This is a genomic window from bacterium, assembly GCA_030697795.1.
GTDB lineage: Bacteria > Patescibacteriota > Minisyncoccia > JACQLN01 > JACQLN01 > JACQLN01.
In genome coordinates this window covers 20510-45093 of record JAUYOV010000001.1, presented here as the reverse complement: position 1 = coordinate 45093, position 24584 = coordinate 20510, and the positions used below count along the sequence as shown (strand labels likewise).

Here is a 24584-nt window from a genome sequence, read left to right as displayed (position 1 = left end):
CTTAACAAAAGTCGAAGTAAACAAAAACACTTCGACTTTTTATTTTATTTCATAAACCGCTTCGGCTAAGGTATCTATTTTCTTGGCGTAGTGTTTTGGAGTTGATTCTAGATAATAATAAAAAAGCGGGTTTCTTTGTTTTTCTAAAAATACATACTTGGCCTTAAAATCGTTTTTTAAAACTGTATAGGTATCTACAAGCATCTCTTTGGTGCAAGCAGGGGTGGCACAAGTATATTTAGTGACTTCGTCTACCGAAATATAGTGAAATTTCCAATAGAGATTTTTATCAAAAGAATATTGGAATATAGGATCCATACCCCCAATATAATAATTTTTATTGTTCCAATAAAAAAGCATGGGAAAATCGCTCCAGCGTACATTAAAAACAATATCTTTTGGTTGGGAATTTTCTTTTAGCCATAGTGCCGCTTCTTTGAATTTAGTTGGTTTTATAGCGTTTTCTTTTAAGCTAGTACTATTTTTATAGGGAGTATAAATTGTTAAAAATATTGTGACTAAGCCTGTTATAAAAATAGTTATGTAATATAAACTATTTTTTTTATTTAGTTTAAGTGCTTCGCTTAACACTAACGCAATAAAAATTATGCCAAAAGGAATCCAGATATCGTGCGAACGGCGAGCGGTGGTTAAAGTTAAGATAAAAAATATTATAGATATTATGCCCGAAGATAACATACCAACATTCTCAAGTATGTTGGTATGTTTTTTGATCAGCAAGATTAAAACCACTATGGCAAAAAACCATAGAATCACAAATGCAGAGAAGTTTTGGAAAAGAGTCTGGAGTGCTAAAGGAAAGATTTCTCGCCCAAAAAGAAGTGTAACTTCTTGTTGTTTTTGAAGCATAAGCTCTATCACTTGAATGTAGGCAAGTTTTATGGCTCCAATAGGGTTTGGCCTAGCCAACCAGCCTGTTATGCTACCGGCTAATAAAACCAAGCCTTCGCGCCAGAACCAAGTTTTCTCGATAATTAGTTTAATTAAAAATACTATTCCAAAAACCATCACGGGAATCCAAACTAAGCTTAAATGTATCCATGAGACTAAAAATGAAAGGGTAAAAATTATCATACACTGAGCATACGATCGTATGCTCAGTGTATGTGTTACTTGATTTTTGTGGTGTGTCAGATAATAAAAAATCAAGATGATTAAAGCTAAAGATAAAAGATGCGGCCGCATCATAAGCAGGCGGTTTAATATGTTAGGTGCCGAAACAAAAGCCAGAAATGTCCAAAGCCCAGAATAAACAACATTCAGTTTTTTTAAAACAAAAAACAGAGAGTGTAAAACAAAAAATGTTAACAAAACCCCAGCAAGTTTAATGCCAAGTGTTCCGGAAAAGTAAGAGAAAGGAATCAATAAAATATGAAAACCATACCAAAGGTCGGCAGAATATTGTTTGATGGTCGAAAACTGTGTCCAAGGAAATTCTTTAAAAGTTATTCCTTCGGTGCGGTAAATTTTAGCGTGCGCAATATGATAAAAAGAATCGGGGTCGGGGATATTGGGTGAGGAAAAATTAAAAACTATTGAAAGTAATAAAAAAAATAAAACTGGAATTAGAGTTTTCATAAAACTTTGAAAACAATTTCTAAGCTATTTCTAGCATCAAAAACTTTATCGAAATGTTTATTGGAATCTAAAAATTTATAGAGCATAGGATTTCTGGCAGGTTCCACAAATATATATTTTGCTTTAAAGTTATTTTTTAACGAATCGTAAACCGTGCTTACAGCACCTTCTTGGCAAGGGTTAGCACCACAAGTGTAGGCTTCGCCATTCACCATTAAGATTTTATCTATCTCTAAAAAGTAATGCTGTAGATATAAGCTTTTATTGTTTGAATATTCGAATATTGGATCCATGCCATTTATAAAATGATTATGTTGGTTCCAAAAAAACATAAAAGAAAAATTATCCCAACGAGTATTAAAAACAATATCTCCTTTTTCACTATTTTCTTTGAGCCAGTTGGCAGATTCCTTAAACATATTTTGTGGTGGCAAGCCAGAAATGTAACCAGAAACAATTCTTAATGTTTGAGCGCCAAAACCAATTATTACCACAAAAAATATAGTTAAAAATATTTTTTTAAACTTTAAATATATTTCGTTATTTTTTAAAACCATAGAAAAAGCTACTGCAGCTAGTAATATAGAAAATAAAACCCAGATATCGGCAGTACGGCGGGCAAAAGTATAAAACAATACGCCAAAGATTATAAAAAAGGTAACTAAACTCCATATAACGGTTTTTTCTTGATTTTCTAAACTAATTTTTCTCTTTCTTAAAAAGATTGCCAAACTAACAATGCTTGCTATAACAATTAAAGATATTGGTAAAATTTCGAATAAAAGTATACTTAGATCATTGCCAGGACGAAGTTCTGTGCCAAATCTTAAAGGTGCGTTATTTAACTTTTCTAAACTTAGTTGAATAACCTGAATATAGGCAAGTTTTAGGGAAGATAGAGCGTTTGGCCTTAAAATTACACCAAAAATTAAACCAGCGAATAAATAAATATTATTTTTAATTTCCCAACGCTTTTCGAATATTTTTTGGAAAATAAAAATAACAAAAGCTATAAGCAGGGGTAACCATAAAAGAGAAATATGTATAAATGAAGCTAGAGCCGAAGTAATAAAAATTGATTTACCAAATTTCTTTTGTACTAACAAGTAGAATATTATAGCTAATAAAGCCAAGGTTAAAACATGTGGGCGAAGCATCATTAATCTAAAATGAACATCAGGTACAGAAAAAAAGAAAAATATAGTCCATAGAAATGGCCAGCGAATATTAAATTTTTTAAATATAAAATAAACTGCAAATAGTGCGAAAAAAATAATAGCTACAGTTGCAAGCTTAATTCCCAAAAGAAGATCTGTAAAGAAAGTGAAAGGAATAAGTAATATATGGAAACCATACCAAATATCGCCACCTAGTTTCCCAATAACGGAATTTTCCAGCCAAGGAAAATCGCTATTAAAGATTCCTTGAGTTTGATAAATCCAAGCGTGTCTGATGTGGTAATAATTATCTATGCCGACAGTAGGCGGGTAATAAAAAGCAAAAAAAACAGCCAAGGCCAGCAAGGCAGCAATCGGCAGAATTTTGTACAAATTTTCTTTATTCATTCATTTTGAGTATAGCAACCAAGGCTTGTGGTAGTTCAAGACAATTACTCTTCCAATTTATATGGCCGAGTCCATGCAGAGTTATAAGTTCCGCGCTAAGCTTGTCGCGAATAATTTCGGAGAATCTAAAAGGAACGCTGGGGTCATCAGTAGAATGTATAGCTACTATTCTTTCTTTAGCACGAGCTTGCGATCGCAAGCTCGTGCTAATTTGGTCAGTTATTATTGATCTTTTTATTTTTTCGTAATCAAGCGGTTTTTCGGTAAATGTTTTTAAGGGCTTAAAGTTTAAAGATTCAGAAAAACCGCCTACCAAAACAACTCCGCCAACTTTTTGGTTTTCGGGCAAAGCTTCTAAAAATCTTAAAATAGTTATAGTGCCTAAACTATGGCCGACCAAAAAAGTGTTTTCATCGCACTCGCCGATAAGTTGTTGAATATGCGAAAGCCATTTCTCCAAGGTTGGGTTATCGGCTTCGGGCATCTGGGGCACCGCAATATCAAATCCTTTAGCTTCCAATTCTTTTTTAAGCCAAGGGAGCCAATTGTCTTCGGGCGTGGCATCGTAGCCGTGAATAATAAAAACTCTTTTCATTTTTAATAAAAATTTTAAGCAGCTTCTTTTTCCTCTTTAATAGCTTGATCCTGTTGCGGGGTTGGAATCGGTTGAGGCACATCACGTTCATCCCAAACATATTTTTCGCTCCAAACATCACGGGCATACTGGAGGCATTCGGCCGAAGTCTCGGGAGAGCCTCTAAGATAAGTAGCAGCTTTTAACACCAAACTATGCACGCCAGCCTCGCGACGTTCTTTGGAAGATCGAGTTGTATCTTTGGCCTTTAAAGAAAAATCGGAAGCGCGGTCGCCCAGTTTAAACGGTACCCACATTTCTTCTTCTATTTTTGACCCTGCCCATGCTACTCTTAACTCCTCAGCTGTTAATTCAACACCCATTTCCTGCGCTACTTGCCAGATTTCATCTCGCAAATGTTCTAAAAATATTTCTTTTTGTCCCTCTGAATGTTGTTCTATTTCCATATTTTAATTTTTTTCAATATTCCAATATTCTTGAGAATGTCGGAGTGTTGTTGTTAATTTACAAACTTAAATTATTGAAGTCCCACTTCGATAAATTTATTCTAAATACTTTCTACTTTTGAGTTTTTCTGGCAGTAAATCTTCTTTGGTATATTTTTCATAACCCTTGCCGTAGCCGAGCTCTTTCATTAATTTTGTTGGAGCATTGCGGATTTTTAAGGGGATAGGCAAGTTGCCTAATTTTTTAACATCGCTCATGGCTTCTTTGTACGCGTCGTAAGCTCTGCGGTCTTTCTTACATTGTGCCAGATAAACCACACCATGCGCTAGGTTGATGCCGCATTCGGGCAGACCGATGGTCTCGCAAGCCCGAAAAACATCGTTAGCTACAACTAGCGCAGTAGGTTGGGCAAGCCCTATATCTTCGCTAGCAAATACCACCATTCTGCGCGCAATAAATTTCGGGTCTTCGCCACTATCTATCATTCGGGCTAGATAATAGATGGCGGCATCGGGTTGGCTCGCTCGCATGCTTTTTATAAAGGCGCTTATGGTGTTGTAGTGTTCTTCGCCCTTTTTGTCGTAGCGTAAAAATTTAGATTGCAAGGCATTTTTTAAATTTTCTAGCGTGATTTTATGGTAAAGCTTATTGGTATTTTCCAAAAGGCCAATAGCTTGCCTTGCGTCACCGTTAGCCATGGCAATTAACCATTCTTTGGCTTCGCTATTTAATTTTAAACCGGTGCGATTAATTATTTTTTCCATTTCTGCATTAGAAAATTCGTTTAAAATAAAAACTCGCAGACGCGAGAGCAGGGGAGATATAATCTCAAAACTTGGGTTTTCGGTGGTGGCGCCTATCAGCGTCAACTGACCCGACTCCACATAGGGCAATAAAAAATCTTGCTGGGCTTTGTTAAAGCGGTGTATTTCATCAAGAAATAAAACTTTAGCCTGCATAATGGCAGACCTTCGACGTTGGCCATTTTCTTCACTGAGAATTTTTTTAATATCATCTTTGCCGGCCGAAACGGCCGAAAGTTCGTAAAATTTAGCATCTAAGGCATTGGCATAAATTTTAGCGAGCGTGGTTTTGCCAACTCCAGGGGTTCCCCATAAAATAAACGAGAACAAATGCTTTTTTTCTATAGCAACCCGTATCGGCTTGCCCAAACCAACCAAATGTTCTTGCCCAACAAAATCATCTAGGTTTTTTGGGCGGATTTTAGAAGCTAGGGGTTCCATAGACTTTGGTTTCAGATTAGCCCTTTTCTATTAAAAAATCCAGATTTGATGCTATAATGCAAAAGAAATATTTATGCGAAAATATATTTTAAGTGGCTTAATTTTTCTAGGGTCCGCGGTCTTTTGGGTGCAAAATGTTAAACATCCAGTGTTTAACATAGTTAATACAAATCTTACGGCCACAGTTAAAAATACAATTAAGCAAAGTGTCCCTTATGTTCAAATAAATGATACAAAAATTTCTGTAGAAATTGTCGAAACTCCAGCCGAAGTTCAAAAGGGTTTGTCGGGGCGTACTAGTCTGGATGCATCAAACGGAATGTTGTTTATATTCTCTAAGGCCGATTATTATAACTTTTGGATGCCAGATATGTATTTCCCTATAGATATTATTTGGATAAACAACAATCAAATAGTAGATATTAGCCACAATGTTTCTAATAAGTTTGATCCGGCGAACCCAAAATTTTACTTGCCCATTAAAAAAGCCAACTATATTTTAGAAGTTAACGCAGGGTTTAGCAAAAAGAACAATATTAAAATAGGTAATACCATTTTTTTGAATAATGTTAAATAGCGAAATTAAAATTAAACCTATAACTGACGACGAAAAAGAAATTTGGAATAGTTTTGTTATAAAAAATTACCCCCCCATAGGTAGTTTTATGCTTTCGTGGGAGTGGGGTAGCTTTCAAACCGCACTGGGGCGAAAAACCGAGCGTTTTAAAATAACTTCGGGTGAAAATATTGTTGGTTTTTTTACTTTGATTTATTGCAATTTACCCTTAAAACAATCTTATGGTTATATTCCGCGCGGTCCAGCGCTTGATTTAAATTTTTTTAATACAAACGAAAAAATAGGCGACCTTTTTAAATCTTTACAGGTGTGGGTTAAAGAAAATTTCCCGCAATTTATTTTTGTAAGATTCGAACCGCCCATAAAGGAGAGATTTAAAATAAAGGGTCTAGCAGTTTCTTTTCCAGAATACTATATTCAGCCTCGCCGCAATTTGGCTATTAACTTAAATAAAACCGAAGAAGAGATTTTAACCGAATTCCATCCCTCTAATAGGGCTAACGTTAGAAAAGCCGAAAGAAAGAACGTAACCGTAGAAACAAAAGAATCTTTAAATACAGAGGAATTAAACCAGTTTTTTAATTTAGCTAAAGATACAAGCTACAGAAACAACAGCAAGCATATTTTTCCTGATATGAGTTATTTTGAAACTATACAAAAAATTGCGCTTAGTGTTAAAAAAGCCAAAAAGAATGATCTATCAATTTGTTTTTTTGTGGGTAAACACGAGGGTAGGGTGGGAGCCATAAATATGGTTTTATTTTTTGGCGGAACGGCAACTTATTTGTTTGGCGCTTCGGCAACTTTAGAACTTCCTTCAAAAATAACTACGTATTTGCATTGGTACGGCATTAAGGAATCTAAAAAAATGGGTTTTAAGTATTACGATCTGGGCGGTATAGATGAAAAGCTGTGGGCTTCGCTAACTACGTTTAAAAGGCGTTTTAAAGGTGAAGAATTTGAATACATCGGCAATGTAGACATAATTATAAAACCTTTATTTTACAAACTGTTTAATTTAGCCAGAAAAATTAAGAAATCAATATAAAAACAAAGGCTCTCACCTCTGTTCGTGCACGGTGGCTGCGGGACCTGGATTCGAACCAAGATACCCTCCTTCAAAGGGAGGTGTCCTACCATTAGACGATCCCGCAATATGAGAGTATAATAGCAAAATAAGGCAGTAAATTCAATCAAAAGTTCTTTAAAACCCTAAACTGGAGGAATTGCTATGAGCGAAATTGGCGTGCAGGAGAGCTTGTTTGGCGAGTTGTTTCAAAAGATATCCCAATCCATTTGTTGAAGCGACCTTGGCTCAGTTTATACCTTTCCTATAAAAGGGAGTCTTTTTTATATACCCAATCTTCTGTAGATCATATTTTTAAGCAAATACCCACTTCTTGACTTGATACCCCTATAGGGTATATCCTTATTAAATAAGTTAAATAGATTTATTGATGAAAAACACTTTTAAACAAGCTTCTATTGTTTTTTCAATTCTCACCGTAATAGGTGCGGTTTTGTTTTGCGCATTTTTCTCAGTTTTTTCTATGGATAATATGGCATCAAGCCATGATAAGTTTACGTCTCATATTTTCCATGCTAAAGAATTAGTATTAGCAACTACCATTTTAAGTACTCTATCTTTAATCATTTTTCTATTTTCGACATTAAGTTTAATAGCATTATCTTTTTTCCAACTTAATATATTAAGTTATTCAAAATGGAAGTACTGGAGTAACTTATATATAGGTGAACCCAAAATCAGAAGTTGGCTATCTTTGTTTGAAGTAAGTCCAAACTTTATAAAACCGACATAATAACATCGTTTTAGTTATGTTTTTATGTCGGAAAATCCTTGTATAGTGCAAGGATTTTTTTGTTAAAAAATTAAAAAATCACATAAACAAATGAAAGAAAAATTAAAAAATATTACACAGAAAATAAAACAACGCCATCCACCCACACTTACGTTATTATCGGTTTTGGTCTTATCTATTATCGTAACTATTTTTATGCTTTTTCCCCTTGTAAACAAAGCAGAAGTAACTAAGGCAGACAGTACAGAAACAACCACTCCATATAACCCTTTAAATGATACCTCTATTGTTGGAATAGTGGGGACAGATGATAACAATAAATTAAATAATTCTTGGCCTGGAGAAATTATTTCTTCGGAAGTATCACAAATACAACCCCAACGGGAAGGTGTAATTATTGATTGGAAAGTACGTATTGGAGATACTGTTTCAGTTGGAAAAATCTTAGGAAAAATATCTGCTGCGCCAGCCACGCCCGAGCTGATTAAAATGCTGGCTGAACAAGCCGAAGCGGCTAATCGATCTAAGGCGCAAGCAAGTATAGCCGATGAATTTTCATCCAAAGAGAAAAAACGTCTTGATGCCTTAAAAAATGCTCTTAGCGGCAACAATACTTCAAGTTCTGATCTTTCTTTTATGGCGCTTGATGGTATGCGTAAAAAAGTAGTATCTAAAAAAAACACTGTCCGATCTTTTATAGAAAGAACACTTTCAAATCATGTTAGTGTTTTAACCAATTTTACCGATTGGCGATATCTCCGTTTTGGTGGACTAAATCCACAATATGGAATTTATAGCCCAAATATCCAAAGCGCTTATGAAACTGCACTTCTTAAATTAGCCGATAAATTAAAAAATTCTACCGATTTACCCATAGAAGATGCGGAAAATTATTTTTCACTTGTAGTACAGCTTGCAAATAATTCTGGAAATTTTGCAGGAGATTCAGCTGTAAACGAATTTAAACTATCTGCTATTGAAGATGGAAAAGAATTTTTAGATACGCTTTCCGATTACAGAATGACTCAAGCCGAACTAGATGACAAAGAAACTGAATATAAAATTATGGTGAATGAAGGAGGGTCGGCGATTGAAAAAGAGAGGCTAATGGCGCATGCAGAAGCAGATGCGGCAGAGGTAGCGTACAACACAGTGGCCAGAGAAATTAACGGCGGATCATACATTATATCTCCGCGGGCAGGTACTGTATCGGCAATTTATAGAAAAGTTGGCGATCTTGTTGACCCTACCATGCCGATTGCCGTTATTTCTGGGTTCAATGATAGCAATCTTATTGTAAGAATGAATATTCCAAACAATATTGTTAAACCTAAAAAGGGAGATGAAATTTCAGTCGTTCGCCCTGGATTTCCAAGAGATGTATATAAAGCCAAAATACTTGGCGTTGGTACTACCCTTAACGAATCAGGTTCATATATGGCTGATGCCGTCCTTATCGATAAAGTTAATTGGCCAGCCGGAGCCTCGGTGCGCGTTATTGCTCCAGAAAATTCAAGTACTCCTATTATTAAGCTTTCCTCAATTTTGTGGAATGAAGCAGGCCTGCCTTATATGTTGGGGGTATCTGAAGGAGGCAGGATATTCATTAAAAAGATAACTATTGGCCGTACTCTGGGTGCATCGGTAGAGATATATAGCGGAATTAAAAATAGTGATCACTATCTAATAAACCCAACACCCGATATTAAAGAAGATATGTTGCTCGAAGACATATTGCCCAAAGAGAGCAATATGGATCCTTCTAATAAAAAAGACAAAGAAGAATCAATGGGCGGAATGGAAATGTAATAAATAAAAATATGTTTAATAAAATAATTTCATGGTCGTTAGGCAATAAAATTTTTGTGCTTCTTATTGCTGGATTTATGACAGTAATAGGTATTTGGAGTGTCGCCACAATGAAAGTAGATATTCTTCCAGATATAAATAAACCTACAGTTACAATTTTTGCAGAAAACCCTGGCATGGCTTCGGAAGAAATAGAAAAGTTGGTCCTTAACCCGATTGAATCAGTTATAGCTGGCGCTCCGGGCATTGAGAGATTAACAGGGAATGCATCGTATTCTCAAGCGACTGTTAATATTGAATTTGCTTGGGGAAGCGATATTTTGCGTAACAGACAAATAGTGCAAGAACGCTTAACACAAGCTGTGTTACCGCAAGGCGTAAAACCTATACTTGGTCCATCGACTTCTCTTTTAGGAGAAATAATGTGGGTAGGAATCAATTCTTCTGATTCAAATATAACCCCAATGGAACTTCGAACACTTGCGGATTGGACAATTCGTCCAGCGCTTCAAAAAACACCAGGTATAGCCAGCGTGCTTGTTATGGGTGGAGATGTTCGCGAATGGCAAATAAATATTAACGCCGAACGTATGCGGCGTTATGAAATAATGTTCGACGATATTCGCAAAAGCATAGAAAATACTTTAACAAACAGAAGTGGCGGTTTAGTTACGCAAGACGAAAAAGAATATTCCATACGCATTCTTACTGCTCCTACTGAAATTTCAAATTTACAAGAAGTAGCTATTGGCCGCAGTATGACAGGATCAAGACCTATTCGTATTGGAGATATTGCCTCTGTAATTGAAGGCGCTAGCCCTATCCGTGGTAGCGGTGGCATCGATGGCAAACCAGGCGTTATTTTGCGAGTTATTAGACAACCCGACGCACAAACAATAAATGTTACAGATGCCATAAACACAACATTTGAATCGTTATCAATTAGTCTCCCAAAAGGTGTTGAATTGCATTCAGATCTTTTTAGACAAGAAAAATTTATTAGCGCAGGTTTAGATAATGTTAAAGATGCGCTTAGAGACGGTACGTTGCTGGTTGTACTTATTCTCATTATTTTCTTAATGAATGCCAGAACAACAGCTATCACTCTTACAGCAATTCCTTTATCTATTCTTGCTACAGCCATAGTGTTTAAATATTTTGGTTTTTCGGTAAATGTTATGACGCTGGGTGGTATCGCAGTCGCTGTGGGCGAACTTGTTGATGACGCTATTGTTGATGTGGAAAATATTTTTCATCGACTGCGTGTTTGGGTATCGGGCGGTAAAAAAGAAAATCGTGAAGATATTGTTTTACAAGCTTCACAAGAAGTTAGAAATTCAATTGTTTACGCAACCATTCTTGTAGCTGTTGTATTCTTTCCAATATTCCTAATGCCGGGCATAGAAGGCAGGCTCATTATTGCTCTTGGTTCTGCCTATCTTGTTTCTCTTGTGGCATCTATGGTGGTATCGCTTACAGTGACTCCGGTTTTATCTGCTCTTTTGCTTAACGATAAAGCTCTAGCAGGGCACGAAAAAGAAACAAAAATAGTTCAAAAAATTAAAGAACGTATAACTCCATGGATATATTGGTGTATTAAGAATGTAAAAAGTATGGGTGGCGCAATAATTATTGTTTTGCTTCTTACTGTGGGTATGTATTTTTTTGCTGGCAAAGAAGGAATTCCTCCTTTTAATGAAGGCTCTATGGTGGCAATGATTTTTTTACCGCCAGGCACCGCTCTTTCTACAACAAATGAATATGTTACAAAACTTGAGAACGCACTTCTTAAGGTAGAAGGTATTCGCCAAGTTAGTCATATTGCTGGTCGTGCTCCGGCAGACCCTCATGGCGGAAGTGCTAATTCTAGCGAACTACAAATAGCTATTAAAACTGGTTCTGAAAAAGAATACAAAAGAATTTTTAGTAATGTTCAAGCAATACTAGATAAATTCGGCAGTGCAGATTTTAGTTTAGGGCAACCCATAACCCACCGAGTAGAAATGTTAATTTCTGGTGTGCGTGCGCCAATCGTTGTAAAAGTTTTTGGCGATGATCCTGCAAATATGGAACGCGCCGCTAAACAAGTTGTGGCCGAATTAAAAAAACAAAAAGGAATTTCGAATGCGCGTATTCAACAAAATACAGTTGTTCCAGAATTTCGAATTTATGTTGATCAAAACCGTCTAGCAGAATATGGTCTTTCTCCTGGTTCGGTTGCCAGCGATATTGAAATGGGATTAATGGGCGATAAGCTTGGCCAAGTTCGTCTTGGGGCTGCGTCTGTAAATGTTGTGTCGTATTTTGACGCAGAATCTAAAGGCTCTATGGAATCTATCCGCGATTTGTCTCTTCCTTTTAAAGGAGCGGAATCGTTGGGAAGTATAGGTGATGTTCGAATTGAAGGCGGTCGAAATAGTTTAGATCATGAAGGCGGTAAAAGAGTTCTTGTGGTTTCTGCAAATTATCAAGGTTCCGATGTGGTGGGAGCGGTTGATAAAGCAAAAACCGCAATTGAATCACAAAAACTTCCTGTGGGCACCACACTTTCTTTTGAAGGAAATTATAAAAGCCAAAAAGAAAGTTCACAAAGGTTAGCCTTGGTATTTATTGTTGGCATTATAATGATTTTTGGCGTGCTATATCACGCCTTTAGATCAATACCAATTGCGCTTTTGATTATGACCAATATTCCAACGGTTTTAATTGGCGGAATGGTTGGAATTTGGCTTACAGGTGGATCGGTGAATCTTGCGCATATGGTTGGGTTTATTTCGCTAGCAGGAATTGTTTCTAGAAACGGAATAATGCTTATAGGACGTAGCTTAACTTTGGTGCAAAAAGAAGGTCTACCTTTTGCGCCCGAAACAATTGTAAAAGCAACACTAGACAGAGTTGTGCCAGTTTTAATGACATCGTTAGTAACAGCTTTAGCTCTTGTGCCAATTTTAATTTCTGGGCACGATCCAGGCAAAGAAATGCTTCATCCGCTAGCGGTAGTAATATTTGGGGGGCTTGTATCTTCTACTATTATTTCGCTTTTTCTAACCCCTGCCTTGTTTTATCGCTTTGGCAAAAAAGCTGCAACACAACAGTATAAAAGATATGAATCATCAGGATTCTAATAAAACTTAAAATAAATCAAAATGAAACATAATAATTTTTCGCGTGAACCGCCTGTTAATATTTGTGTTTGTGTAATCGTGTAATGTAGTTAATAATTAATTAAAATAAAAATAATAAAATGAAAAACGTAATAATAATTATAATAATTGCCGTAGTTGCTGGTGGTATAGGTTATACAATCAGAGGTTCTAATGGTGGTATGCAAGATAAAAAATTGCAAGATTCAATCAGTATGATGAAAGAACAATCGGGTAGTATTCAAAAAATGGCGGAAATGATGAAAACAAGCGGAACAGTAATGCAAGAAATGGGAATGAAGTATAAAGATGAAACCGCAATTGAAAAAGGTAAAGATTTGCAAGCTGTTGGAGAAAAATATGTTAAAGAAAACGAAAAAGCAACAGAAAGCAGTGCTTCAATGAAAGATATAATGGATAAGTAATCGACAAAGAAATTACAGTTAGCCCAAACAAACTCCGCAAGTTTAAATTGCGGAGTTTGTTTTTAAGTAATAAATACGCTATTCTGTAAAGTACTATGGCTCGAGACGAAGTAATACTAAGGTTCGACGAGGTTTCGTTCGAACATTCCTATGGTAAGCGCCTTCTAGACGAGGCGACTTTTTCGGTGCGTCGTGGAGCCAAAATAACGCTAATGGGTCAAAACGGCGCAGGTAAAAGCACAATCTTCGGTTTAATTACTGGCACATATAAAGCCGAAAGTGGCAGTGTAATAATTTCGCCTAATCTTTCTATTGCTATCGCACGCCAAGTTATTTCTAGAAACGAACTCGATTTAACCGTAACCGAATTTTTTGCCAAAGCTTTCCCAAAAAAAGTTTACGACATCGACCCAAAAATAGATGCAGTTTTAGAAGCAGTTAACCTTACGGCAAAACACGATAAAGTTATAAAAACATTCTCTGGTGGTCAGCAAGCTAGGCTTCTTTTGGCTTTTGCCCTTATTCAAAATCCAGATCTTTTACTTTTAGACGAACCTACCAACAATTTAGACAAACAAGGTATTGAACATTTAACAAAATTTTTAATTGAATATCAAAAAACCTGTATTGTTATTTCGCACGATGCCGATTTTTTAAATTCGTTTACCGAAGGTGTTTTATACTTAGATCTTCATACCCAAAAATTAGAATGGTATGTGGGTAACTACAACGATGCTTTAAAAGATATTACTGCCCGCATAGAAAAAGAAAACCGAAAAAATGCACAGTTAGCCAAACAGATTCAAGAAAACAAAGACAAATCTAACTTCTTTGCCAACAAAGGTGGCCAATTACGTTTGTTAGCCAAACGTATGCGCGAAAAAGCTGCCGAAATGGAAGACGAAATGGTAGATGTGCGTAAAGAAGATAAAACCATTAGGCCTTTTACTATTCCTAACCAAACCGATTTTGTGGGCGAAGCGCTTGCCATAACTTCGCTTGGTATAATAATTAATCATAAAGTTGTAGAGAAAAAAGTAGAAATTTCTTTAAAAAAGAAAACGCATCTGCTTTTAAAAGGGCCAAACGGAATTGGTAAAAGTACGTTACTAGAATGTTTAGCTTCGGGTAAAGCCAAAGGCGCTAAAATTGCGAGTGGTGTAAAAGTAGGCTACTACCGCCAAGATTTTTCTACACTTAATTTTAACGATACAGTTTACGAATCTCTTTCTGCTGTTACCACACACGAAACCAGCCAAGAGGAACTTCGTTCTATTGCGGCCGGTTTTTTAATTACTCGCGAACATATGCACAGTAAAATTGGAACACTATCCGAAGGGCAAAAAGGTTTAGTGGCATTTGCCCGTTTGGTTTTAGAACGCCCAGGCTTACTTATATTAGACGAACCTACCAACCACATAAACTTTAGGCATTTACCCATAATTGCTAAAGCCCTTAATGATTACGAAGGCGCGATGGTTTTAGTTAGTCACGTTCCAGAATTTGTGGCGCAGATACGCATAGACGAAGTTCTGGATTTAGAACGATAACATACCAACAATCTCAAGTATGTCAGTATGTTAATATTGTGGTTTAATATATTTAATGAAATCTAATGAACCAATTGATGTAGTAGTAATCGGCGGAGGGCCGGCTGGTATGATGGCGGCTGGGCGAGCTGCCGAAAAAGACAAAAGCGTTTTACTGTTAGAAAAAAACCAAACTCTTGGCAAAAAACTTTTAATTACAGGCGGTGGCAGGTGCAACGTAACCAACAACAAGCCCAATATCCGCGAAATATTAGCTAAATATAAAGAAAGCGATAAATTTTTGTTTTCGGCGTTTTCTCAATTTGGCGTAACCGAAACAATAGTTTTTTTTGGTAAAAAAGGTATGCAGATGAAAGAAGAAAACGAAGGCAGAATGTTTCCGGTTTCTAACAAAGCTGAAACTGTTTTAAATGTTTTAGTTAAATATATAAAAAATGCAGGAGTAAAAGTTAAAACTAATTCCGCAGTTACAAAAATAAGTTTTGATCAAAATTTAAAACAATTTTCTATAACCCTTGCCGATAAATCTATAATCCACGCCCACAAATGCATTGTGGCAACTGGCGGAACATCTCGCCCAGAAACAGGTTCTACCGGCGAAGGTTTTAAATGGCTTAAAGATTTGGGGCACACTGTAAAAGAAAACGATGTAGCGCTTGTACCAATTACACTTAAAGACGAATGGGTAAAAAGATTAGCCGGTGTAACTTTGGATAACGTAAAAATGACTGTATATAAAGGAATAGAGAAATGTTTTGCAAAAGAAGGCAAACTTTTGTTTACACACGTTGGCATAAGCGGGCCAACTGTTTTAAATATGAGTAGCGAAGTTGGCGAACTTTTAAACACAGGCGAAGGTGCCGATTACGCCGAAAAAGCGGATGTAACCATAAAACTCGATTTATTCCCAAACCTAGACCAATCTGCTTTAAAACAAAAACTCCAAACCATTTTAACCGAACAAAGCAATAAAAAAATTAAAAACACACTTTCTATGCTGGTTAAACCAGCCATGGTAGAACCTATCCTTATGCTTTCCGTCATAGACGGCGAGACATTTAACCACAGTGTAAAAACAGCCGAACGCAAAACACTTGTTTCGCTTTTAAAAGCTGTTATTTTAAATGTAGATGGATTATTAGGCAAAGATAAAGCGGCGGTTTCTAGTGGTGGAGTAATATTAAGCGAGGTTGATTTTAAAACGATGCAATCGCGCATATTGCCCCAGCTTTATTTGGTGGGCGATGTATTAAACATAAACCGCCCCTCCGGCGGCTACAGCCTCCAGCTTTGCTGGACAACTGGCTATGTGGCGGGGAATAGTTGTTAAACTATTTTTGATTGGTATACTTTAAATCAAGTACTACATTATGAAAAAATCAAATTCAATAGTCTTATTTAACCAAAAGCAAGTACGCCGTTTTTATAATGAAAAAAAAGAAACTTGGTATTTCTCTGTTATTGATGTAATAGGAGTCTTAGTTGATTCTACTATTCCGAAACGATATTGGAGTGATTTAAAGAATAAGTTGAAAGATGAAGGCGGTGAGGTGTACGAGAAAATCGTACAACTGAAATTTGTAGCTTCTGATGGAAAGAAATATGCAACAGACTGTTTTTCCACAGAAGATTTGCTCCGTGTAGTCCAATCAATCCCTTCCCCAAAAGCAGAACCTTTTAAATTATGGCTGGCTAAGGTTGGCTATGAACGGATAGAAGAAACAGCAGATCCAGAACTAGCTTTTAATAGGGCGATGAAAACATATTTGCAAAAAGGATACAGCAAAGAATGGATAAATCAACGCTTAAAAAGTATTGAAGTACGCAAAGAATTAACCGATGAATGGCAAGAACGGGAAATGAAAGAAGGATTAGAATATGCGATACTAACCGACGAGATTACAAAAGCCTGGGCAGATAGAAGCGTAAAAGATTATAAAATAATATATGGATAAACGATCCCAAATTAAATACCTTGATAGTTTCATCAATAACATCTCAAACTGGTTGAAAAAAAGGAGCGAAGGAAATATAGAAGAAATAGAGGAACACCTAGGTAATATACAGAATATTTGGGGGATTATAGAAGAAATATTTAAACAACTTGGAATTTCCACTACTGGAGATTTAAGTGATGAATTTGATCCAAAAAGTAAACTGCATGATGGGGATTTATTTATTGATGGATTTATTGGGTCTTTCCAAAATACTATAAAAACAAAAAGTATTTTGAAACTCCGAGGTCTTGCGATGAGTGCAAGAACAAAAATAAAAACAGGGATCCCTTTAGTTGGAAATACCCTCCCTTCGGTCCATCAAGTGATAAATATCTTGAATAGATTGTCAGATGTGATTAGTCGTCTTAAGCATCGTAGGAAAGGAAAGAATTCCTTAGAAGTCAGAGACGAGTATGATATTCAAGATATATTGTATGTCATGTTGAAAGGACCATTTCCTACTCTACAATATGAAGACCCAAATAAAAAAGTTGGTACCGCTTCAAGCACAATTGATTTTACTATTGAAGAACTTGGACTTTTTATAGAGACAAAATATATTTCAGATAAAGGTAAGGAAAAAGAAATTCAAAAACAATGCAAAGAGGATATTATTTCATACGGTAATCAGAGTTCTTGCTATAGAATAATATTTGTTATTTTTGATCCAAGCCACGCAATAGATAACGAATATGCTTTTAAGTCAGGCATAGAGAGTAAAATTAGTATGGGTGGTAAAGAGCTGGAGATTATAGTTCTTATTACTCGCTAGAAGTAAAAAATCTTTACCAAGAACAATCCTTGCTGGTTTTATATTTGGAGTTAGCGTTGATGATTTAATTAAATAAAAAATATGAAAAAAAATCTAGGCAAAATTAAAAAAGTAGATTTGAGAGATGTTTTCCCTGGTGAAGCGTCAGATTTTACTCCATGGCTCGAAAGCAATATTGACCAGTTATCTGAAGCAATTGGAGTTGAAATTATAGACGTCAAAAGAGAAGAGAGAATTGGAGATTTTAACTGCGATCTTATAGGGAAAGAGGCAAATTCTGAAGATAAAGTAATTATTGAAAATCAATTTAACCAAACTAATCATGATCATCTTGGAAAAATTATCACATACGCTTCAGGTGTAGGCGCGAGATATGTGGTATGGGTATCAGAAAAAATACGAGAGGAGCATCAAAAAGCTCTTGAGTGGTTAAACGAAAACGCAAGCGATGTGTCTTTTTTTGGAGTTGAGGTTTCTGCAATTACTATAGATGAAAGTAATCCGGCTTTAAGTTTTAAATCGGTGGTTGAACCGAATACGTGGGGTAAGGAAGTAAAAAAAGCCACAGAGCAGATTGATGAGAGACATCAAAAGTATTTACAATTTTTTACTCGTCTTGTCTCTGAATATGAAAAAGTAAAACCAGAATGGGGACACCTAACTGCACGTCCTTCAAGTTGGATCGCATTTGGAGCTGGAAAAACAGGATTTAAATTTGCCTGGGCATTTCGAGGAGATAATCGTTTTGATACCGAACTTTATATTGATACGGGGGACAAGGAAGAAGTAAAAGCCTATTTCCAAGTATTGAAAAAATATCAAACAGAAATAGATATAAAATTTTCTGATTTGAATTGGGAAGAATTATCAGAAAAACGAGCATCAAGAATAGTGGTTTATAAAAAAATGCCTTCAAATATTAAGAAAATGACAGATAACCAAATCAATGAGCTTATTCGATGGGCAATCGGTCAAATGGATATATTTAAACAAATATTTCCAAAATACATACAAAAATTAGAAAAATAATTTTATGCCCCATCAATTTCAACCAGTAAACTGTAAAAAATAAAAAACGAATAGTAACCCTTCGGGATCAATTTATTAATATGCCATTAGACAAATAACCTTATGACAATATCATTACTAATTTCTATTATTCTTATAAGTGTAGTGGCGTTGATCGAAATTAAAGAAAGAAACAAAGAAATAACAAAGCTAAAAAAAGACTGGGAGTTTTGCAAAAACTTATTAGATGAAGCAAGGGGATTATTAACAAAAGAACAAAAAGAGGGCTTGATAAAAGATAAAATTAAAAAAGATTCTTTATAAATCTTCCATGTCTAACTTCCCATTCAGTCCGTTTAAAGAAGCAGGGGGAATTTGATTTTTATTTCTGGGCACTAACCTCAGCTCGATCCTAGGTTAACAACATACCAACAATCTCAAGTATGTCAGTATGTTAATATTGTGGTTTAATATATATTAACAATGGCTTCGGCCCGACCCTATCGCAAAATAAGGGAACAATTGACAGTAGGAGTGATTGGTAATATACTCGTATTATATTCGGGATTTTCCCGCGGCCCCGCCCCTCAAAAGGCGGGGAATTCGTTTATATATAGAGTTCTTGGAATCCTTTTCTGACTCTAGCGAAATCTTCGTCATCAAGCGTTCCAAGCTTAGAAGATAACCTGCGATAATCAATTGCACGCGCTTGATGGAGACAAGCGACCATATCTATAGATTGATGTTTAAAATCCACATACCAAGTTCCTTTTCTTGGTCTAGTTGTTGTTGGAATTACAAAATAAAAACCATGAGCAAGTTTTTTAAGAACAATTGCCGGACGTGAAAATAAAGTATCTTTACCACTGATTTCCGATCCAACATTTTCTCCAACACTTACCCACCAAATATCTCCTTTTGAAACAAGCGGCGGACGGTTACTTTGTTTGTCTAAAGATTCTTTTAAGTTAATCCATTCGTTAAATCTTTTATTCATAATAGACGGGTGCTTAATATAGGTTTATTATATCAATATAAAAACAAAGAACGAAGGGTTGCCCTTCTGAGAATTAAATTCATGTCTAATTTTCCATTCAGTCCGTTTAAAGAAGCAGGGAGTTTAGTTTTTATTCTGGGCAGGCTAACTTATGACACCCCAACATACTTGAGACTATGGTTTAATATAATCCAAGCTATCGTTTCAACACAATAAACATACCCTGACAAACTTGAGATTATAAGGGTGTGCTGTATAATTTAAATATGGATATTAAAAAGCTAGAAGAATCTATGCTTAGGTTTCCGATGTTGGTTTCTGTTGCGGAAAAATTAAATAAGGCTTCTATAAATTGGATGATAGGCGGTAGTGGCTGCCTTTTCTTGCTGGGTAACAAAAGAATTCCGGATGATGTAGATATTTTTTTACCAAACGGCGAACACGACATTGTTGACCAGTTGTTTAACATAGAATCGTATACACACACATCGAAAGCTGGACCGGTTAGAAACTCTAATCCCGAAGGAAATCATTCTATACAATTTACTAGCCATTTAGAATTTAATCTTGATAAGCACTATAAATTTGGCATTACTGAAAATATTAAGCAAAAAAGAATTCAGTTTGAATATAAAGGGGTTAATCTGTATTTATTACCTCCAGAAGATGTTTTGCTTATAAAAGCCTTATTGCAACGTGGGCCAGAAGAAGGTAAAAAAGATATAGAGGACATTCATAACTTTTTAAACATCTATCAAATAGATAATAATTATCTTAACGAAAGGATTAAAGAATTAGACGCAAAAGAAAGAGTTGGGAATATTTTCTAAATCTATTTATATTCTATGATATGACTAAAAATAAGACTGCCAAACAAATGGAGAGGCATCTTAAGGGAATGGCGAATCACTATCGCATAGAAATTCTTTTGCTTATTGCAGAACACGGAAACATAACGCTTCAGTTTATAGTAGACGCTTTAGAAGCCAACGAAAAAACTTTAGGCGAACACACCAGAAGACTTTGCACTGCTGGTTTAGTAAATAAAAATTATCGAGGCAAGTTTGTTGAACATACTTTGTCGCCCTACGGCAAAATTTTCGTTAAATTTCTAAAATCATTCCAAACCACAAACAATTCATCCTTACAAACTTGAGAATGTTGGGGTGTTAAAATAAAAAAGCCAGCAGATTTTATTCTGCTGGGCTTGTGTTTCTGGAGCTTGGGAATGCGGGCTACTTGCCCTTGTCCCAACGCTTGCTGGCGTTGCGCTGGGATTCCTGCGAGGTATTGCCTCTGCCGGTGACCTGGCGTCCGCCACCCCTGATGGTGGTCTCGTGGTGCGGTTTGTTGCCCACGAGCCGATCGATATAGCTACTCTTCTGCTTCGTGCGAGAAGTGCCTCCGCCTCCCATTGAATAACTCCTTTATTATTTTTGTGGCGAAATTGCCACAAAGCGAGTATAGTACATATTGATCTTATGGTCAATTAACATTAAGCAAAGGGTTACCCTTCGAAATTTCTAAAATGTATTTTGTATATATAATTGAATGCAAAGATAGGTCGCTTTATACAGGAATCACTACAGATTTAAAACGTCGGTTTGAAGAACATAAAACAGGAAAGGGTGGAAGTTATACCAGAGCTAAAAAAGTTATAAAAATTATTTACAAAGAAAAACATTCCAATCGATCTTCTGCTTCCAAGCGGGAGGCAGAAATAAAAAAATGGCCGAGAGTTAAAAAACTTAACTTGGTCAAATAGTGTTACAATCAACAGACAATGGATTAAAGGCGAATATACTAGTTTATTATTAATAATACCCACTAATTTAAATGGCAAAAAAGAAAAAAGGCGAGGTAAAAGGAAAAAAGAAATTTAAGAAAGGTAAAGATAAAAAAAGAAGACAGCGTTAACTATTAAAAAATCCTCTCCAGACTATATTGGAGGGGATTTTTTATTTGACGTAAAACCTTGCTGGTTATATTATATTCTTCAGTCCTTTCTTAATAACCAACTAAAAGGGGGAGAACATAATGAACGATAGAGATAGAATTTCGTGCAGTGATAGCTCTCAAATTCCAAACAATCCGGAACCAGAAAGACATCGCCCAAAACTAGTGGCCGTGGATCACAAACTTGTATTTGCCGATGATCTACCGGAGGAAACCTGTGATCACTCGCATTACGATGAAAGAGTTAACGGTTACTACTGTTACTGCGGAAAACTCATGTCTACATTGGCCGATTAACCCCTTAACTAACGACCCAGCGAACCTGCTGGGCGTTTTTATTTATAAAAGATATAATAAACACAATGATACTTATTAAGAGAGTTTACGTATTTTTAGCAATAGCTATTATTTTAATAGTCGGTGCATTTTGGCATAAAAATTATATAGAAAAAAATGTTCCGGAAGATCCGATCTCTAAGCCTATCCCTATTAAACCAGTTATTACAATTTCCGAACCATATCTAAATTTATGTACCAAAGAGCAACGCGGTGCAGATTTTTGTGCTCAAGTTTATGCACCAGTTTGCGCCGAAGTTCAAATCCAGTGCATTAAAGCGCCGTGCTACCCAATTAAAGAAACTTTTTCTAGTTCGTGCGAAGCGTGCAAAAATCAATTAGTAAGTTCTTACGTAATAGGCGAGTGTAAGAAATAAACTTATGTCTTTAGAAAAACCAACATTTATACCAGTAGAGAAGGAACCTCCCGAAGTTAATGTCGAAAATGTTTTAGAGGGGCGTGGTTTAGAAGAAATATCTAAAGTTGGGTGGGGAAAATATCGCGAAGCATTAACTCAAACTTCTTATGCAGATGTTATTGATCACCAAATTGATCAAATTAAAGAGATTAAAAACAAACAAGAACCTAAAACAGAATCTGTACCAGAATGGTTAGTACACAATCTAAATATTAAAGCCAGCGCAAGAGCCAAAGAACTTTCGGAATTCTTAACCACCGAATATAGTAGAGATAAACAGTCATCTTTCTTTGCTTATCAAGACCGAGGAAAGAAATTAATGGTTCAGGGGCGTGAACCCGTAATGGACGAAAGAGATAACCCTATTGATAATCATTTAACACGAATATATTTGAGTGTTTTAACAAGAAATTCTCCAGAAGCGTTTAAGGCTTTGTTTGATTCTTTTGTAGATGAAGGGGTAATGGATTATGTTCGACTCGCTTTGAATTTGGAAAGTTATCAAGACGATAGTTTAGATAAACCGTTTGAAGACAATACAATAATTATATATGTATACGGGCAAAATTCAGATCGTTTAACAAAAATTGCTAAAGCCATTACCATAGCAAAAAATGAATCCCCGCAAGATTTATGGAAGCTTGGTTCGGAAGACTTGGCTAAAGCAAAAGAAGCTATTGCTAAAGATTTCATGATTCCGCTAGACGATACAACTGCTTTTGTAGAAGCAAAAAATATAAACAGTTACCATGCTGGTGCTTATGGAAGAATAAGAAGATCAATTACAGGTGAGCTCCCAACAACAAAAATAAGTTTAGAGGAATTATCGGATAAATTTAAAAAATGGACTCCGGAATATCCCGGACTTATCGAAGACGAACCAGATAGAAGACAATATATGCCAGCACTTGTTTTTGATAAATAAACAAAATAAATATGAAAATAACAAAAATTGGGCATTGTTGTTTAATTATAGAAGAACAGGGAATTAAAATTTTAACCGATCCTGGGGCTTTTTCTACAACCCAAAATCAAATAACTGGCGTTGATGTTGTTCTTATTACACACGAACACCCAGACCATTTGCATATTGAATCTTTAAAAACTGTTTTAACTAATAACCCTAATGCAGAAGTTGTTACCAATACCGCTGTTGGCAAAATTCTAGACAAGGATCAAATTAAATATAATATTCTCGAAGATAGCGGATCTATAAATATAAAAGGAATAGAAATTAAAGGTTTTGGTAAAGAACACGCCGATATTTATAAAACAATTATCCCAGTTCAAAATACAGGTTATTTTATAGCCGACAAGTTATTTTACCCTGGCGATGCTTTTTATAACCCTGGTATACCGGTTGATATTTTGGCCCTGCCTGTGGCCGGCCCATGGATGAAAATTTCCGATGCGCTGGATTACGCTAAAACTATAAAACCAAGAATTTGCTTTCCTGTTCACGATGGTCATATAAAAGAAATCGGCTTTGGCCCGATTCATAATTTGCCTAAAAATATTCTGAAAGATTTAAAAATTGAATTTATTGTTATTAAAGAAGGCGAAACCGAGGAATTTTAAAAATGAACCCTAATCTTATAAAAACATGCAAAATACTTATTGAAGCATATAAGTTGGGTAACCTTGGACAAACGGTTATGCCGGAAGATACCAATCCTGGATTAAACAATATGGATAGAGAATCCAAACTAGCATATTTCACATTACCCATGAGCCTTAATTATCAACGCGATAGCTATAAGCTTTGGGAAGCCGCACTGAAAACATATAGAGATTCCAATACAAAAGAAGTTTTTAACATATCTTGGTCGGCGCAAACTAACTCAGAAACCCTGCGAAAAAACTTATTACAATATAAACTGGCTCTACAACCAAATAAACACATCCATACTTGGCAAACTATCTCAAAGACAATTAATGATAACTGGGGCTCCATTAGTGAATTAATGAAAGCGAGCAATAATGATTTTCTTCAATTAAAATTTTTAGTTCAGGATAAACATAAAAAAGGTTTTCCATATCTTTCCGGAGCCAAAATATTTAATTATTGGTCTTTTATAATCCAACAATATGGCGGAATAAAACTAAAAAATTCTAATCATATTGATATAGCTCCAGATACTCATATAACTCAATGCTCGGTAAAGCTTGGTGTTATAACCAAAGAGGAAGCTGAAATTTTATCCAAAAATGAAATCTCTGATCGCTGGAGATCATTGCTCACTGGTAGTAAAATTAATCCAATAGATATGCATCCACCTTTATGGTTTTGGAGTAGAAATGGTTTTACTTTTGAAATAAAATAAA

General features: G+C 35.7%; 25 protein-coding genes, 1 tRNA gene and 1 pseudogene. 20 read left to right on the top strand and 7 right to left on the bottom strand.

The window, feature by feature from the left end:
* Window positions 1-39 precede the first annotated feature (39 nt).
* The 5 genes from Q8Q95_00250 to Q8Q95_00230 all read right to left on the bottom strand — a co-directional run bounded on the left by Q8Q95_00250 (window position 40) and on the right by Q8Q95_00230 (window position 5450).
* Window positions 40-1599: a hypothetical protein gene (locus Q8Q95_00250; protein MDP3764039.1), complete on the bottom strand. Its 1560-nt coding sequence runs from the start codon at window positions 1597-1599 to the stop codon at window positions 40-42.
* Window positions 1596-3164 (bottom strand): hypothetical protein, encoded by a 1569-nt coding sequence (locus Q8Q95_00245; GenBank protein ID MDP3764038.1) that lies wholly within the window; start codon window positions 3162-3164, stop codon window positions 1596-1598. The genes Q8Q95_00250 and Q8Q95_00245 overlap by 4 nt, the downstream gene beginning before the upstream one ends.
* Complete coding sequence (locus Q8Q95_00240) at window positions 3157-3759, bottom strand: alpha/beta hydrolase (protein ID MDP3764037.1); 603 nt, start codon at window positions 3757-3759, stop codon at window positions 3157-3159. Before Q8Q95_00240 ends, Q8Q95_00245 begins: the two co-directional genes overlap by 8 nt.
* A gap of 14 nt (window positions 3760-3773) precedes the next feature.
* Window positions 3774-4205 (bottom strand): hypothetical protein, encoded by a 432-nt coding sequence (locus tag Q8Q95_00235; protein ID MDP3764036.1) that lies wholly within the window; start codon window positions 4203-4205, stop codon window positions 3774-3776.
* A gap of 96 nt (window positions 4206-4301) precedes the next feature.
* The gene (locus tag Q8Q95_00230; protein ID MDP3764035.1) at window positions 4302-5450 is read right to left on the bottom strand and encodes a replication-associated recombination protein A; all 1149 of its coding nucleotides are present in this window, start codon (window positions 5448-5450) and stop codon (window positions 4302-4304) included.
* Between the two features lie 127 nt (window positions 5451-5577).
* Between Q8Q95_00230 and Q8Q95_00225 the strand changes: the two genes are divergently transcribed.
* Together Q8Q95_00225 and Q8Q95_00220 are read left to right on the top strand one after the other, a co-directional pair.
* Complete coding sequence (locus Q8Q95_00225) at window positions 5578-6027, top strand: DUF192 domain-containing protein (GenBank protein ID MDP3764034.1); 450 nt, start codon at window positions 5578-5580, stop codon at window positions 6025-6027.
* Complete coding sequence (locus tag Q8Q95_00220; GenBank protein MDP3764033.1) at window positions 6017-7075, top strand: peptidoglycan bridge formation glycyltransferase FemA/FemB family protein; 1059 nt, start codon at window positions 6017-6019, stop codon at window positions 7073-7075. The genes Q8Q95_00225 and Q8Q95_00220 overlap by 11 nt, the downstream gene beginning before the upstream one ends.
* A 32-nt stretch (window positions 7076-7107) precedes the next feature.
* On the opposite strand, the gene Q8Q95_00215 is transcribed toward Q8Q95_00220, so the two are convergent.
* Window positions 7108-7181, bottom strand: a tRNA-Gln gene (locus Q8Q95_00215).
* 303 nt (window positions 7182-7484) lie between these two features.
* Between Q8Q95_00215 and Q8Q95_00210 the strand changes: the two genes are divergently transcribed.
* The 10 genes and pseudogenes from Q8Q95_00210 to Q8Q95_00165 all read left to right on the top strand — a co-directional run bounded on the left by Q8Q95_00210 (window position 7485) and on the right by Q8Q95_00165 (window position 18875).
* Window positions 7485-7847, top strand: a complete 363-nt coding sequence (locus Q8Q95_00210; protein ID MDP3764032.1) for a hypothetical protein — start codon at window positions 7485-7487, stop codon at window positions 7845-7847.
* A 90-nt stretch (window positions 7848-7937) separates the two neighbouring features.
* Entirely contained in the window at window positions 7938-9656 is a 1719-nt protein-coding gene (locus Q8Q95_00205) for an HlyD family efflux transporter periplasmic adaptor subunit (GenBank protein MDP3764031.1), read from the top strand.
* 11 nt (window positions 9657-9667) lie between these two features.
* A complete protein-coding gene (locus Q8Q95_00200; GenBank protein ID MDP3764030.1) occupies window positions 9668-12781 on the top strand; it encodes an efflux RND transporter permease subunit in 3114 nt (1037 codons plus the stop codon).
* 119 nt (window positions 12782-12900) lie between these two features.
* A complete protein-coding gene (locus tag Q8Q95_00195) occupies window positions 12901-13224 on the top strand; it encodes a hypothetical protein (GenBank protein MDP3764029.1) in 324 nt (107 codons plus the stop codon).
* Window positions 13225-13319: 95 nt separating this feature from the next.
* On the top strand, window positions 13320-14774 hold the full coding sequence (locus Q8Q95_00190) for an ATP-binding cassette domain-containing protein (GenBank protein MDP3764028.1): 1455 nt from the start codon (window positions 13320-13322) through the stop codon (window positions 14772-14774).
* A gap of 55 nt (window positions 14775-14829) precedes the next feature.
* A complete protein-coding gene (locus Q8Q95_00185; GenBank protein MDP3764027.1) occupies window positions 14830-16104 on the top strand; it encodes an aminoacetone oxidase family FAD-binding enzyme in 1275 nt (424 codons plus the stop codon).
* A gap of 40 nt (window positions 16105-16144) precedes the next feature.
* Window positions 16145-16690 (top strand): annotated as a pseudogene (locus tag Q8Q95_00180) (Bro-N domain-containing protein).
* A 31-nt stretch (window positions 16691-16721) separates the two neighbouring features.
* Window positions 16722-17543 (top strand): hypothetical protein, encoded by an 822-nt coding sequence (locus Q8Q95_00175; protein MDP3764026.1) that lies wholly within the window; start codon window positions 16722-16724, stop codon window positions 17541-17543.
* An 81-nt stretch (window positions 17544-17624) separates the two neighbouring features.
* Entirely contained in the window at window positions 17625-18572 is a 948-nt protein-coding gene (locus Q8Q95_00170; GenBank protein MDP3764025.1) for a DUF4268 domain-containing protein, read from the top strand.
* A gap of 102 nt (window positions 18573-18674) precedes the next feature.
* A complete protein-coding gene (locus tag Q8Q95_00165) occupies window positions 18675-18875 on the top strand; it encodes a hypothetical protein (GenBank protein MDP3764024.1) in 201 nt (66 codons plus the stop codon).
* 283 nt (window positions 18876-19158) lie between these two features.
* Here the strand turns inward: Q8Q95_00165 and Q8Q95_00160 are convergent, their stop codons facing one another.
* A complete protein-coding gene (locus Q8Q95_00160) occupies window positions 19159-19548 on the bottom strand; it encodes a type II toxin-antitoxin system PemK/MazF family toxin (protein MDP3764023.1) in 390 nt (129 codons plus the stop codon).
* A 266-nt stretch (window positions 19549-19814) separates the two neighbouring features.
* Between Q8Q95_00160 and Q8Q95_00155 the strand changes: the two genes are divergently transcribed.
* The 8 genes from Q8Q95_00155 (at window position 19815) to Q8Q95_00120 (ending at window position 24583) form a co-directional block, all read left to right on the top strand.
* Entirely contained in the window at window positions 19815-20378 is a 564-nt protein-coding gene (locus tag Q8Q95_00155; GenBank protein ID MDP3764022.1) for a nucleotidyltransferase, read from the top strand.
* Window positions 20379-20398: 20 nt separating this feature from the next.
* Window positions 20399-20704 carry a winged helix-turn-helix domain-containing protein gene (locus Q8Q95_00150; GenBank protein MDP3764021.1) on the top strand — a complete coding sequence of 102 codons (306 nt, stop codon included), beginning with the start codon at window positions 20399-20401 and terminating at the stop codon, window positions 20702-20704.
* Between the two features lie 372 nt (window positions 20705-21076).
* Window positions 21077-21313, top strand: a complete 237-nt coding sequence (locus tag Q8Q95_00145; protein MDP3764020.1) for a GIY-YIG nuclease family protein — start codon at window positions 21077-21079, stop codon at window positions 21311-21313.
* Between the two features lie 272 nt (window positions 21314-21585).
* Window positions 21586-21801 (top strand): hypothetical protein, encoded by a 216-nt coding sequence (locus tag Q8Q95_00140; protein ID MDP3764019.1) that lies wholly within the window; start codon window positions 21586-21588, stop codon window positions 21799-21801.
* A 65-nt stretch (window positions 21802-21866) separates the two neighbouring features.
* Window positions 21867-22217: a hypothetical protein gene (locus Q8Q95_00135; GenBank protein MDP3764018.1), complete on the top strand. Its 351-nt coding sequence runs from the start codon at window positions 21867-21869 to the stop codon at window positions 22215-22217.
* Between the two features lie 4 nt (window positions 22218-22221).
* Window positions 22222-23184, top strand: coding sequence for a hypothetical protein (locus Q8Q95_00130; GenBank protein ID MDP3764017.1), 963 nt, complete (start codon window positions 22222-22224; stop codon window positions 23182-23184).
* 11 nt (window positions 23185-23195) lie between these two features.
* The gene (locus Q8Q95_00125; GenBank protein ID MDP3764016.1) at window positions 23196-23837 is read left to right on the top strand and encodes an MBL fold metallo-hydrolase; all 642 of its coding nucleotides are present in this window, start codon (window positions 23196-23198) and stop codon (window positions 23835-23837) included.
* A 2-nt stretch (window positions 23838-23839) separates the two neighbouring features.
* Window positions 23840-24583, top strand: a complete 744-nt coding sequence (locus Q8Q95_00120; protein MDP3764015.1) for a hypothetical protein — start codon at window positions 23840-23842, stop codon at window positions 24581-24583.
* The last annotated feature ends 1 nt before the right edge of the window (window position 24584 follow it).